Origin of the sequence: Intrasporangium sp., assembly GCF_030452765.1 — a bacterium.
GTDB lineage: Bacteria > Actinomycetota > Actinomycetes > Actinomycetales > Dermatophilaceae > Intrasporangium_A.
In genome coordinates, this window is sequence record NZ_JAKDLO010000133.1 from 1 (window position 1) to 13066 (window position 13066).

The 13066-nt window shown below is 71.2% G+C and carries 11 protein-coding genes; 3 read left to right on the forward strand and 8 right to left on the reverse strand.

Translation table 11 applies throughout. The features are described from left to right. Nucleotides 1-141: 141 nt before the first annotated feature. Nucleotides 142-726: an HhH-GPD-type base excision DNA repair protein gene (locus tag L0H79_RS15565; RefSeq protein ID WP_301485556.1), complete on the forward strand. Its 585-nt coding sequence runs from the start codon at nucleotides 142-144 to the stop codon at nucleotides 724-726. A gap of 186 nt (nucleotides 727-912) precedes the next feature. On the opposite strand, the gene L0H79_RS15570 is transcribed toward L0H79_RS15565, so the two are convergent. The 7 genes from L0H79_RS15570 to L0H79_RS15600 form a co-directional block, all read right to left on the reverse strand. Further along, nucleotides 913-1617 carry an N-acetylmannosamine-6-phosphate 2-epimerase gene (locus L0H79_RS15570; protein ID WP_301485546.1) on the reverse strand — a complete coding sequence of 235 codons (705 nt, stop codon included), beginning with the start codon at nucleotides 1615-1617 and terminating at the stop codon, nucleotides 913-915. Continuing rightward, nucleotides 1614-2546 carry an ROK family protein gene (locus L0H79_RS15575; protein ID WP_301485547.1) on the reverse strand — a complete coding sequence of 311 codons (933 nt, stop codon included), beginning with the start codon at nucleotides 2544-2546 and terminating at the stop codon, nucleotides 1614-1616. Before L0H79_RS15575 ends, L0H79_RS15570 begins: the two co-directional genes overlap by 4 nt. A 4-nt stretch (nucleotides 2547-2550) precedes the next feature. Further along, on the reverse strand, nucleotides 2551-3483 hold the full coding sequence (locus tag L0H79_RS15580; protein ID WP_301485548.1) for a dihydrodipicolinate synthase family protein: 933 nt from the start codon (nucleotides 3481-3483) through the stop codon (nucleotides 2551-2553). Then, the gene (locus L0H79_RS15585; RefSeq protein WP_301485549.1) at nucleotides 3480-4679 is read right to left on the reverse strand and encodes an ABC transporter ATP-binding protein; all 1200 of its coding nucleotides are present in this window, start codon (nucleotides 4677-4679) and stop codon (nucleotides 3480-3482) included. Before L0H79_RS15585 ends, L0H79_RS15580 begins: the two co-directional genes overlap by 4 nt. Continuing rightward, entirely contained in the window at nucleotides 4676-6688 is a 2013-nt protein-coding gene (locus L0H79_RS15590; protein ID WP_301485550.1) for a dipeptide/oligopeptide/nickel ABC transporter permease/ATP-binding protein, read from the reverse strand. The genes L0H79_RS15585 and L0H79_RS15590 overlap by 4 nt, the downstream gene beginning before the upstream one ends. Continuing rightward, entirely contained in the window at nucleotides 6688-7644 is a 957-nt protein-coding gene (locus tag L0H79_RS15595) for an ABC transporter permease (RefSeq protein WP_301485551.1), read from the reverse strand. Before L0H79_RS15595 ends, L0H79_RS15590 begins: the two co-directional genes overlap by 1 nt. Before the next feature lie 79 nt (nucleotides 7645-7723). Further along, the gene (locus L0H79_RS15600) at nucleotides 7724-9364 is read right to left on the reverse strand and encodes an ABC transporter substrate-binding protein (RefSeq protein WP_301485552.1); all 1641 of its coding nucleotides are present in this window, start codon (nucleotides 9362-9364) and stop codon (nucleotides 7724-7726) included. A gap of 166 nt (nucleotides 9365-9530) precedes the next feature. On the opposite strand from L0H79_RS15600, the gene L0H79_RS15605 reads away from it, so the two are divergent. Continuing rightward, on the forward strand, nucleotides 9531-10259 hold the full coding sequence (locus L0H79_RS15605) for a FadR/GntR family transcriptional regulator (protein ID WP_301485553.1): 729 nt from the start codon (nucleotides 9531-9533) through the stop codon (nucleotides 10257-10259). A 57-nt stretch (nucleotides 10260-10316) separates the two neighbouring features. Here the strand turns inward: L0H79_RS15605 and L0H79_RS15610 are convergent, their stop codons facing one another. Next, nucleotides 10317-11687 carry a cystathionine beta-synthase gene (locus tag L0H79_RS15610; RefSeq protein WP_301485554.1) on the reverse strand — a complete coding sequence of 457 codons (1371 nt, stop codon included), beginning with the start codon at nucleotides 11685-11687 and terminating at the stop codon, nucleotides 10317-10319. 222 nt (nucleotides 11688-11909) lie between these two features. On the opposite strand from L0H79_RS15610, the gene L0H79_RS15615 reads away from it, so the two are divergent. Next, nucleotides 11910-13061, forward strand: a complete 1152-nt coding sequence (locus tag L0H79_RS15615) for an SGNH/GDSL hydrolase family protein (RefSeq protein WP_301485555.1) — start codon at nucleotides 11910-11912, stop codon at nucleotides 13059-13061. The last annotated feature ends 5 nt before the right edge of the window (nucleotides 13062-13066 follow it).

Consider the following 13066-nt stretch of genomic DNA (forward strand, 5'->3'; position numbering starts at 1 on the left):
GAACCTGTGGCCCCTCGTGCCACCCGGCGCGAGCAACAGCGACATGATGGGAGAGTTGCGATGAGCGCCGACCGACGCGAGGACACGACCGAGCGCCAGCGAGGGAGGCCCGGAGCGTCGGGAAGAGGCGCGGCGTTGGGCATGAGCCTGCACCTCGCGACGACCGATGCCGGCAACGCCCTGCTCGAGCGTGACCCGCTCGCTCTCATGATCGGCATGATGCTCGACCAGCAGGTGCCCATGGAGAAGGCGTTCACCTCGCCGAGCGTCCTGGCCGAGCGGTTGGGGGTCGAGCGCCTCGACGCGGCGGCGATCACGTCGATGCCACCCGACGAGCTGGTCGAGCTCTTCAAGACTCCGCCGGCGCTGCACCGCTTCCCGGGGTCGATGGCGGCGCGCGCGCAGCAGCTGTGCCAGGCGGTCGTCGCCGACTGGGACGGTGACGCGGCGAACGTGTGGGCCGGCGCCGAGTCCGGTGCCGAGCTCGTGCGGCGGCTCGGGACCCTGCCGGGGTTCGGGGCGCAGAAGGCGAGGATCTTCGCGGCGCTGCTGGCCAAGCGGCTGGGCGTGCGGCCCGACGGGTGGCAGGAGGCGACGGGCGACTATGGACTGGACGGCTACCGCTCGATCGCGGACATCATCGACGAGGCGTCGAAGGGCAAGGTGCGCGAGTACAAGAAGGCGATGAAGGCGCGGGCGAAGGCAGCAACCGACGCCGGCACCTGAGCGACGCCTGAGCGCGGAGCCCAGCCACGCCAGGGATCCTCGGTCGGCAACATACCGACCACCGGCAAGTTCCCCGGTTGCAACCGTCGATGTTCGCTGCTCCTCGGCGTGTTCCAGCACACGGTCCTTCCAGCACACGGTCCGGCGCAGGCGGACGGCGAGGACCTCGGGGTGCAGCGGCATACGTCAGTGGTCCCGGCTCTCGGGACCGGCGGAGGCGCGGTCATGGACTGCGTCCACGAACCACGACGTGATGGTGGTCGGGTGCGTGATGGCGGTGCCGACGACGACGGCATGGGCGCCGGCGTCCATCGCGGCACCGGCCTGCGCGAGAGTGTGGACGCGCCCCTCGCAGACGACCGGCAGGCCGAGCTCGTGCACGAGCGCGGCGAGCAGCGCCAGGTCCGGGCCGTCGGTCTTGGGGGTGTCCTCGGTGTACCCGGCCAGTGTCGTACCGACGAGGTCTGCTCCCGCCTGCGCGGCCGCGACCCCGTCGGCCAGGGTGGAGCAGTCGGCCATGACCAGCGCTCCGGCGTCGTGGACCGCTTCGACCGAGTCCGCGACGGACGACCCGTCGGGTCGGGGGCGCAGTGTCGCGTCGATCGCGACGATCTGCACCCCGGTGGCGGCGACGGCACGGGCGTGCTCGACCGTCGGGGTGATGAACACGCCGGACTTCCCGTCCTTCCACAGCCCGATGAGCGGCACGTCGAGGACCGGTCGCATCGCCTCGAGGTCCTCGATGCCCTGGGCACGGATGGCGACGGCGCCCCCGAGCACGGCGGCCTGGGCGACCCGGCACATGGTGTCCGGGTCACGCATCGGCTCGCCCGGATAGGCCTGGCACGAGACGACGAGGCCGCCTCGGATGGCGTCGACGGGGCTGGTCACGACAGTTCCTTCCACACGAGCCTGGCCGCCCCGACGAGGGCGGCTGAAGGGCCGAGCTGCGCCGGGACGACCGGCAGATCCTTCAGGGGCGGGAGGAGCTCGCCTCGCAGCGCGGCCTCCATCGGCTCCCACCATGACGGGCCGGCCCCGACGACTCCCCCACCGAGGACGACGACGCTGGGGTCGACGAGGTTGGCGGCCCCCCCGATGGCGCAGCCGAGGGCGCGGGCACCGGTCTCGAGCGCGAGCCGGGCGAGCACATCACCGGCGGCGGCGAGGTCGCGCACCTCGACCAGGCTCGTCGCGTGGCCGGCGGCGCGGCGGTTGTAGGCCTCGACCATGGCCGGCCCGGCGGCGATGGCCTCGACGTGCCCGGATCCCCCACACACGCACGGGAGCCCGCTCGCGTGCGGCACGGGCACGTGCCCGAAGTGGCCGGCCACGCTGCGCGCGCCGTGCCACACCCTCCCGTCGATGACGAGGGACGCCCCGATGCCGGTGCCCACCCCGACGAAGAAGGCGCTGTGCGCGTCGGCGGCAGCCCCCACCCAGCCTTCGCCGAGTGCGTGGGCGTGCACGTCGTTGTCGACCCGGACGAAGGGTATGCCGCTCAGCTCGCCGAGCTGGGCCGCCACCCGGGTGCCGGCCCAGTCCCGCAGGACGTCCGTCGCCGAGAGCACCGTGCCTGCGTCGGCGTCGATGACCCCGGCGCAGCCGACGCCGAGACCGACGATCCGCTGCCCGGCCCGCGTAGCGGCCTCCGCGAGCGTGCCGACGAGCCCGGCAGCGGTGTCGAGCACAGCCTGTGGCCCTCGGGCACCGGGCGTCGCGGCACTCGCGGTCGGGCCGAGCCGGCCGTCACGCTCGACCAGGGCCGCGGCTGACTTGGTGCCGCCGATGTCGAGGGCGGCGACAACGCTCTTGGTCATGGGGTCAGAGCAGTCCGGCCTGCTCGAGGATCTGGCGCACCCGGGCCGACTCCGACTCGTCGAGTGGCCGCAGGGGCAGCGAGATCGCGTTGCTCGCGATCACGCCGAGCTCGCGCAGCGCCGTCTTGAAGGAGCCGGCGCCGCGGGTCATGCCCGCCGACGTGGCCGGGTCAGCGGCATCCACGATCTGGAAGAGCCGGATGAGCCGCTCCTGCTCGGCCCGGGCTGCGGCCACGTCTCCCCTGGCCACGGCCGCATGGAGGCGGGCGTAGCCGGCCGGGTCGACGTTGGCCAGACCGGGGACCGCGCCGGTCGCCCCGGCGAACAGGATCGAGTCGACCATCACCTCGTGCCCGGTGAACGCCCCGAAGTGCTCGAGCCCCGCCTCGCGGAGCGAGACCAAGAGCTGCCGGAAGCCGATGTCGTCGCCGCTCGAGTCCTTGATCCCGGCGACGATCCCGTCCCCGGCGAGCCGGAGGACCAGGTCGTTCGCGAGCTTCGAGTGAACGCACACCGGGATGTCGTAGGCGAACAACGGGACGCCGACCGCAGCGTGCACGGCCCGGAAGTGCCGCTCGACCTCGGTGGGTCCGACGATGACGTAGAACGGCGCGGTCGCGACGACCGCCTGCGCGCCGAGCCGCTCGGCGACCCGCGCCCGTTCGATGGTGCGGGAGGTGGCCGTCTCGATCGCCCCGGCCATGACCGGGACTGCGTCGCCGGCGGTCTTGACGATGACCTCCAGCGCGGTGTCGCGCTGCTGGTCCGTGAGCAGCACCGTCTCGCCGCTCGAGCCGAGCGCGAACAGGCCGTCGACGCCGCCGGCGACGAGGTGCTCGACGAGCCGTTCGAGCGAGGCGGTGTCGACCTCACGGTCGTCGGTGAGCGGGGTGATGACCGGTGGCACGAGGCCACGGAAGGCCGTCGTCGTCGTCATGGGGTCTCCTGGGAGTGGTGATCTGCTGGGGGCTCGTTGAGCGAGCCGGTCGAGGCGCCGGCCGGGGCGTCCGGCCCGATCTCGACCTCCTCGTCGAGTGCGATCGCGGCGCCGACAGCCGCCAGCTGACCGCCGCCGTCACCGCTGCTGTCGGCGTCGGCGAGCAGGTCGCCGTGCCGGGCCTCGATGACCGTGCGGGCAGTAGCCGCGAGCTGCGCCTGTGAGGTGCCGGCCGGCACCGGGTGGTGGCAGCGGACGAGGTGCCCGTCGGCGGCGATGCTCGGCTCTGGCATCTGCTCGGCGCAGATGTCGGTCGCCTTCCAGCACCGGGTTCGGAAGGGGCAGCCCGAGGGCGGGTTGGCGGCCGACGGCACCGGCCCGACGAGCGGGATCGGGTCGATCGGGTCGAGCAGGCCCGGCGTCGCCGAGAAGAGCGCACGCGTGTAGGGGTGCTCCGCGCTGACCGGTAGCTCCTGGGCCAGGCTCACCTCGACGATGCGGCCGAGGTACATCGTCACGACCCGGTCACTGACCCGCTTGACGGTCTGGATGTCGTGTGAGACGAAGACCATCGCGACCCCGAGCCGTTCGCGCAGCTCGAGCAGGAGGTTGAGGATCTGCGCCCGGACGGACACGTCGAGCGCGCTCGTCGGCTCGTCGGCGATGACGAGGGCCGGCTCGAATGCGAGCGCCCGGGCGATCGAGACCCGCTGGCGCTGTCCGCCGGAGAGCTGGCCGGGCAGGACGCCGGCCGCCGAGCGCGGCAGGCCCACGAGCTCCATCAGCTCGTCGACGCGGGCTGCCCGGTCCCGGGCGGTACCGGCCCGGTGGACGTCGAGCGGGTCGCGGATGATCTCGCGGACCGACATGCGCCGGTTGAGGGAGGCGGACGGGTCCTGGAAGATCATCCCGACCTTCGTGCCGACCTTCCGTCGACGATCGCGCTCGCCGAGGGACCAGATGTCCTCGCCGACGACGCGGACGGTGCCCTGGGTCGGCTTCTGCAGACCGACCATGACCTTGGCCATCGTCGACTTGCCACAGCCGGACTCCCCCACGACGCCGACGGTCTCGCCGGGCTGGATGCTCAGGTCGGCGCCGGTGAGCGCGTAGACGTTGCCGCTGCCGGTGGCGCGCTTGGACCGGAGCCGGTGGACGACGTGGACGTCCTCGAGGGTGAGGATGGGCTCGGTCATGGCTGTGCCTCCTGGGCTGCGCTCTCCAAGAGTCGGGTGACGTCGTGCGCTGGGTGGAAGCACGCGACGCGGTGTGCGGGGGTGCCGACGAGCTCGGGTCGCTGGACCCGGCAGATCTCGGTCGCCATGGGGCACCGGTCGGAGAAGCGGCAGCCCGCCGGGAAGTCGGCCGGCGAGGGCACGACACCCTTGATCTGGCTGAGCCGCTCGGCCCCGGTCTCGAGGGACAGGACCGAGCCGAGCAGGCCTCGGGCGTAGTGGTGAGCCGGGGCCCCGATGACCTCCGGGATCCGGCCGCTCTCGACGATCTGCCCGCCGTACATGACGACGACGCGGTCGCAGATGTCGCTGACGAGGGCCAGGTCGTGGCTGACCAGGACGAGCGCGAAGCCGAGCCGCTCCTGCAGGTCGAGCAGCAGCTGCATGACCTGGGCCTGGACGGTCACGTCGAGTGCGGTCGTCGGCTCGTCGGCGATGAGCAGCTGGGGGTCGCGGGACAGGGCCATGGCGATGACGACGCGCTGGCGCTGGCCGCCGGACAGCTCGTGCGGGTAGGCCCCCAGGGTGCGCTGGGGGTCGAGCCCGACCAGCTTCATCAGCTCCTCCGGGCTGCGGGTCCCCCCGCGTTTGATCAGCTGCGCCAGCTGCGCGCGGACCCGAAGTGCCGGGTTCAGGGCCGACAGGGCGTCCTGGTAGACCATCGCGATGTCGCGTCCGAGCAGGGCGCGGCGTTGGGAGTCGCGCAGGGTGAGCAGGTCGCGGCCGTCGAAGTCGATCTCGCCGCGGACCCTGGCCCCTCGCGGGAGCAGCCCCATGACGGCCAGGGCCGTGAGGGACTTGCCGCTGCCGGACTCGCCGACGATGCCGAGCACCTCGCCGCCGCGCACCTCGAAGGTCACGCCGTCGACGATGTCGACTCCGGCGTGACGTCCCTCGAAGCCGATCCGAAGGTCTCGGACCGCGAGCACGGGCTCGGTGTCCGGCCGCGGCCTGGCTCCTTCCATCAGCCGTGCGCCCGCGCGGGCGAGCCCGGGCAGCGGCAGCACCTCCTGCGTGCCGGGCTCGGCGGCCTCGAGACGGTCCACGTCGTCGCTGGAGGCCCTCGCCTCGGCGCGCCGTGTCGCCGGTGCGGCCCACGCGTCGGAGATGCCCTCGGAGAGGATGTTGAGGGACAGGACCGTGATCAGGATGAGCAGTCCGGGGAAGAAGGTGGCCCACCACGAGCCGGCCAGGAGCACTTCCTTGCCGTAGGCGATGACCGAGCCCCACGACGACTCTGCGACGTGCCCCGGCAGGCCGCCGCCGATGAAGGACAGCGACGCCTCGAAGACGATGGCGTCGGCGACCATGACCGTCGCGAAGACGAGGACCGGGGCGGCACAGTTGCGCAGCACGTGCCGGCGCAGGATGTGCAGGCGCCCGGCACCGATGACGTGCTCGGCCGCGACGTAGTCCTCGCCGTACTGGGACTGGACGTTGGCGCGCACGACGCGGGCGATCGAGGGCATGAAGACGAACCCGATCGCGAGGATGAGCACGACCAGGCTCTCCTTGCCGAAGGCGATGATGAGGATCGCAGACAGCGCGATGGCGGGGAAGGCCATGATGACGTCGAGCACCCGCATGATCGCCTCGTCGACGGCGCGGCGGCTCGTGCCGGCGATCGCGCCGAGGGTGGTCCCGAGCACGAGGGCCAGGCCGGCGGAGCCGAACCCGACCAGCAGTGACCGGGGCGTGCCCGCGACGAGGCGGGAGAAGATGTCACGGCCGGAGCGGTCCACACCGAACCAGAACTCGGAGTTCGGGCCGGTGGTGACCGGGGCGAGACCGGTCGCGGTGGGGTCGTGCGGCGTGAGCCACGGCGCGAAGATCGCGACGAGGACCAGCAGTGCGACGAAGGCGAGCGAGAGCTTCGAGAGCCACGGCAGCCGGCGCAGGCCCTCGAGGCTGACCCTGCGCTCGACGGTCGGGTCCGAGAGCTTCTTGGTGAGGCCGGGACGGATGGGCATCAGTGAGCACCTCGCAGACGGGGGTTCGCGAACAGGTAGAGGATGTCCACGACGAGGTTGACGATGACGAACGCGAAGGCGATGACCAGGATCGTGCCCTGGGCCAGGTTGACGTCGTTGTTCTTGACGGCCTGCATGACCAGGGTGCCCATGCCGGGCATGGTGAAGATCGCCTCGATGATGATCGTGCCGCCGAGCAGGTAGCCGATCCGCAGCCCGAGGACGGTCAGCGGGTTGATCAGGGCGTTGCGCAGCACGTTGCGGCCCACGACCACGGTAGGTGGCAGCCCCCCGCCGTAGGCGGTCCGGACGTAGTCCCGGTCGAGCTCCTCGACCATGGAGGTGCGCACGATCCGGGTCAGCGAGGCCCCGACCGGGACGGCCAGCGCGATCGCCGGCATCGCCATCGTCTCCAGCCAGCCCGAGACGCTGTCGGCCGGGTTGACGTAGCCGGCGTTCGGCAACCAGTTCAGGTTGATCGACAGCTGCTGGATCATCAGCAGCGCGAGCCAGAACGACGGGATCGAGATGCCGGCCATCGACAGGATGCGAACGAGCTGGTCGGGCCAGCGGTCCCGGAAGAGGGCGGCCGTGATGCCGAGACTCAGGGCGATCACGAGGGCGAGGAGCACGCCGAGGAAGGTCAGCTGCAGCGTCAGCGGCAGGGCCTGCGAGATGAGCCCGCCCACCGACTGGGGGACACCGACCGTCTCGCCGAGGTCGCCGTGCAGGAGGTCGCCCAGGAAGTTCACGAACTGGATCGGCGCCGGCTGGTCGAGCCCGTGCGCCTGTTCGTAGGCGGCGATCTGCTCTGCTGTGGCCTGGTCACCCAGCGCGGCGACGGCGGAGTTGATCGGCGAGAGCCGCATCACGACGAAGACGAACAGGGTGATGCCGAGCATGAGCGGCACGAGCATGATGATGCGCCGCAGCACCATCTTGAGGATCGGCAGCATGACGAACCTTCCGAGCGGCTGGATGAGGCTTTTGGTGCCGGGTCCGGCAGGAGGCGGCCGGACCCGGCAGGCGGTGGTGTCAGGCCTTGCGGGAGGCGTCGAGGAAGTACAGGCCGGTCGTCGAGACCGGCTTGAACCCTTCGATCTTCGTCTCGTCCCAGCCGGTCACGGTCTGGGTGTGCAGGACCGGGTAGAGCGGGACCTGCTCGGCGACGATGTCGATGACCTGCTTCCACAGCGCCTTGCGCTTGGCCTCGTCGCTCTCGGCGGCGGCCTGATCGAGCAGCTGCGCGACCTTGGTGCGCTCCGGCGCGTTCCACCTGGCCCGGTCGACCGGCCAGGTCTGGCCGGCGTAGTACCACCGGAGCAGCAGGTCTGCGTCCGTCCCGTACACGGTGGGGTCGCCCGAGGCCGCAAGCGCCTGGAAGGAGTCCTTGGCGACCAGACCGTCGGGGGCCGGTGCGTAGACCGAGGCGGACGGGGCGGTGTTGATCTTGGCCGTGACCCCGACCTGCTTCCACATGTCGACGATGAGCGGGGCGCAGTCGACGATGAAGGCCGTGTTGGTCGTGACGAGCTCGAACGAGAGGTTCTTGACACCGGCGTCGGCGAGCAGGGACTTGGCCTTGTCCGGCTGGTAGGTGTAGACCGTCGAGGCCTCCTGGTAGGCCTTGTTGCCCTCGTCGAGGTAGCTCTTGGCCGGGCTGCCATAGCCGGCCAGGGCGTTCTTGATCACCTTGTCCCGGTCGATGGCGTAGTGCAGCGCCTGCCGGACCCGCACGTCGTCGAACGGCTTGGCGGAGTTGTTGAACATCAGGAACAGCTGGTTGAAGGCCGGGCGGGCCTCCACCTGGTACTTGCCCTTGACCTGGTCGACGTTGATGTAGGGGACTGCTTCGATCGCCTGGACGCGCCCGCTCTGCAGGTCGGCGATCCGGGTGGCGCCCTCGGTCGTGGTGTTCCAGACCATCTTCTTGGCCTTGGCCTTCTTGGGGCCGTTGTAGGCATCGTGGGCGGACAGCCGCAAGCCGGTGTTGGCGTCGGCGCTGTCGAGCTTCCACGGGCCGGAGCCGATGGGCGCACCGTCGAAGGTCTTGGACGCTGCGGCGTCGCCCGTCTTGGCCTTCGGCACGATCTTGATGACGGAGACCCGCTCGGGCAACAGGGGGAACGGCGTCTTGAGCTTGAGCTCGACCGTCTTGGGGTCCTTGGCTGTCACCGTGTCGAGGAACGGCAGGAACTGGGCCATCAACGCCTTGTTCGCCGGGTCGAGCGCCCGGGTGAACGACCAGGCGACGTCGTCCGCGGTCACGTCGGTCCCGTCGGAGAACTTCGCGCCGTCGCGCAGGGTGGCGGTCCAGGTCAGGTCGTCGACCTTCTTCGGCAGCGCGGTCGCCAGGGCCGGGTAGGGCTCGCGGCTGGCCGGGTCGAGGTCGACGAGACCCTCGAAGATGTGCTGGTTGGCACAGGTCGCCACCGCGCTCGACGCGTTCATCGGGTCGAAGCCACCGGAGAGCGCGAACGCGAGAGTGGCCTCGATCGTGTCCGGGACCGTGCCGCCACCGTTCCCCGAGCCGGTCGAGGTCGTCGAGGACGGGCCGCCGCAGGCGGCCAGGGCACCGGCGAACGCTGCGGTCGCGCTCAAGGTGCCGGTGAACTTCAGGAAGTTGCGCCTGCTGACCCCGGTCAGTCCGGCCGGGTCGAGTAGCGGCTTGTCCACTGTCAGCCTCCATTGGCTCTTGGGTCTCTGCTGCCTTTGGGCAGCGGCACGGCGTGCCGCGTGAAGCAGTACATCATATGTCCTCCCCAAAAGGAAGGATGTCCACTATATTCATGCCAAGAGCGGTCGGCCGAGGATGGGCACCACCACGTGGAAGGGGAGGCAGATGTCCAAGATGTCGGACAGCCCCAGGTCGCGCAACCATGACGTCGCGGAGAGCATCAAGCAGTTCATCATCGACCAGCGGCTCCGGCCGGGCGACGTGCTGCCCACGGAGTCGGAGCTCACTGCGGCCCTCGGAGCCAGCCGCACCAGTGTCCGCGAGGCGATCAGGGCCCTGTCGGCCCTCGACATCGTCGACGTGCGCCACGGCCACGGCACCTACGTGGGCAACCTGTCGATGAGCGCCCTCGTCGAGAGCCTCGCCTTCCGCGGACTGCTCAGCAGCGGCACCGACGACCGCGTGATGCGCGACGTCGTCGACCTGCGCCAGCTCATGGAGCAGGGACTCGCCCCGCTGATGATCGACACCCTCGATGCGCTCGAGCTGATGAGGCTGCGCGAGCTCGCGATCCGGATGCGGCGCCTTGCCCTCGAGGGCAAGCCCTACGTCGACGAGGACCGTGCCTTCCACATGGCGCTCATGCGCACCATCGGCAACGACCTGATCGTCCAGCTCACCGAGGCGTTCTGGCGGGTCCAGGCCCGCGTGGCCCCCACCATCGACGTGCCCGAGGCCGACTGGATCCGGACCGCCGAGGCCCACGAGGCCATCGTCGACGCCATCGAGGCCAAGGATGTCGCACAGGTGCGGGCCGCCGTCGAGGCCCACTACGAGCCACTGCGCACCCACATCACCACACTGCTCGAGGAGGCAGGGGCACGCCTGAGATGACCGCCGCAACCGCCCGTGGCCGCATGAAGGTCATCGAGTCCCGGTAGCCGCTCGCCCTCAGTCGGCGAGGAAGCCCAGCAGGTCCGCCCTGGTCAGCACCCCCACCGGCTTGCCGTCCTCGACGACGAGCACGGCGTCATACTTCTCGAGCGCCTCGCGGGCGGCCGTCACCGGCTCGCCCGAGCCGACGAGGGGCAGGCCAGGTCCCATGTGCTTCTCGACGGAGTCGGCCAGATGGGCGTGCCCGGTGAAGAGGGCCTCGAGCAGCGCCCGTTCGCTCACCGAACCGGCGACCTCACCGGACATGATCGGCGGCTCGGCCTTGACGACCGGCATCTGCGACACGCCGTACTCGCGCAGGATCTGCACGGCGTCGCGGATCGTCTCGTTCGGGTGGGTGTGGACCAGCGCGGGCATGTCTCCAGACTTGGACCGCAGCACGTCGCCGATGGTCTGCTCGCCGTGCTCGTGCAGGAACCCGTACGACGCCATCCACTCGTCGTTGAAGATCTTCGACAGGTAGCCACGCCCGGAGTCGGGCAGCAGCACGACGACGACCGCGTCCTCGGGCAGACCGGCCGCGGCCTGTAGCGCGGCGACGACGGCCATGCCGCACGACCCCCCGACGAGCAGGCCCTCCTCCCGGGCCAGCCGCCGGGTCATCTCGAACGAGTCGGCGTCGGTGACCGCGATGACCTCGTCGACGACCGACGGGTCGTAGGCGCCCGGCCAGAAGTCCTCGCCGACGCCCTCGACGAGGTAGGGCCGGCCGGACCCACCGGAGTAGACCGAGCCTTCGGGGTCGGCCGCGATGATCCGGACAGCGCCGTCGGAGACCTCCTTGAGGTAGCGGCCGGTCCCGCTGATCGTCCCGCCCGTGCCGGCGCCGGCGATGAAGTGGGTCACCTTGCCGTCGGTGTCGGTCCAGATCTCCGGCCCGGTCGAGTGGTAGTGGCTGTTCGGGCCCTCCGGGTTGTAGTACTGGTTCGGCTTCCAGGCGCCGTCGATCTCCTTCACGAGCCGGTCGGAGACGCTGTAGTACGAGTCGGGGTGGTCCGGCGCGACCGACGTCGGGCACACGACGACCTGCGCGCCATACGCGGTGAGGACGTCGCGCTTGTCCTGGCTCACCTTGTCGGGGCACACGAAGACACACTTGTAACCGCGCCGTTGCGCGATGAGCGCGAGGCCGACGCCGGTGTTGCCGCTCGTCGGCTCGACGATCGTGCCGCCCGGCTTCAGCAGCCCCTCGCGCTCGGCGGTGTCGATCATCCGCTGCGCGATCCTGTCCTTCACCGAGCCGCCGGGGTTGAAGTACTCGACCTTCGCGAGCACCGTGCACCTCACCCCCGCGTCCGTGGTGACGGCGTTGAGCTTGACGAGCGGGGTGTTCCCGACGAGGTCTGCGATGTGCTCTGCGTACTTCACGCTGTCATCCTCGCAGACGCTCCGGTTCGCTCCCCGGCTGCGGTATGCCGCTCACTGCCCCTCGCACCGAAGGGCCAGTTCCCCGCGAGAGCACTTCCCGACGACCTGGTGCCCGGTCGAGGGTGGGAGCGGGTATAGGAGAGTGGGAAGTGTTCCGGCGCCGCGGAGGTTACCGTGAGAACACGGTCGATCCACGACCGGTTCGAGGCATGAGGAGCGCGGATGGGTCGGGCACGGCGCGCGCGGCGGATCGCGCAGCAGGCCGTCTATGGCGGCGGCGGCGCTGCGGCGGCGCTCGGCGCCCTCGGGCTGGCCGGCTACGGCGTGCTGCGGATCGAGGCCGAGCTGGCCAAGCGCATCGTCGGCTCGCCCTTCGACGGGGCACCGGACGACAACGGCACCTACGGATACGGGCCGGGGGACCCCATCCGGTTCCTCATGCTCGGCGACTCGACCGCCGCGGGCATGGGGGCGGCCACCCGGGAGCAGACCGTCGGGGCGATCATCGCCAACGGAGTCGCCGCCCTCTCCGGCCGCCCGGTCGGGCTGACCGACGTCGCGGTCGTCGGGGCCGAGTCGCGCCAGCTCGGCGACCAGGTCGTGCGGGCCCTCGAGCAGGTACCGCACCCGGACGTCGCGGTCATCTCGATCGGGGCCAACGACGTCACCCACCGCAACGACCGCTCGGCGACGGTACGCCATCTCGAGATGGCCGTCAGCCGGCTGCGGCTGACGGGGGCGGAGGTCGTCGTCGCGACCTGCCCCGACCTGGGCGCGATCGAGCCGCTCCCCCAGCCGCTCAAGCTGCTGGCGCGGCGCTGGTCACGGGACCTCGCCGCCGCCCAGACGGTCGCGGTCGTCGAGGCGGGCGGGCGGGCCGTCTCGGTCGGCAACCTGCTCGGCCCGAGCTTCATGCACGACCCCAAGATCATGTTCAGCGAGGACCGCTTCCACCCGTCGCCGGCCGGCTACGCCCGGCTCGCGGCGGCGCTGCTGCCCTCGGTCGTCGCCGCCCTCGAGCTGCTCGAGGAGCCGTCGACGACCGCCACCTCCCCGCACCCGCACATCCGGCACGGCGAGGGAGTCGGGCCGCTGCCGGTCGCCGCGACGAAGGCGGTCCGGCGGCCCGGCACCGAGGTCGGGCCCGCGGAGATCAGCGGCGAGTCCCGGGGCCCGCGTGGCCGGTGGGCGGTTCTGCTCCGCCGGGTCCTGGCCCCCGTGCCGCAGCTGCGGGGCGACCCGGACGCGGCGACCGAGCCTGGCGAGCCCGGACCGGGGCCGGGCGAAGAGACACCGACAGACCCGCCCGAGGACGGCAAGAGGCCCGGACCGGTCTCAGACCCGGCAGCCCTCGGTGGGCGCCCGGCCAGCTGATCCGG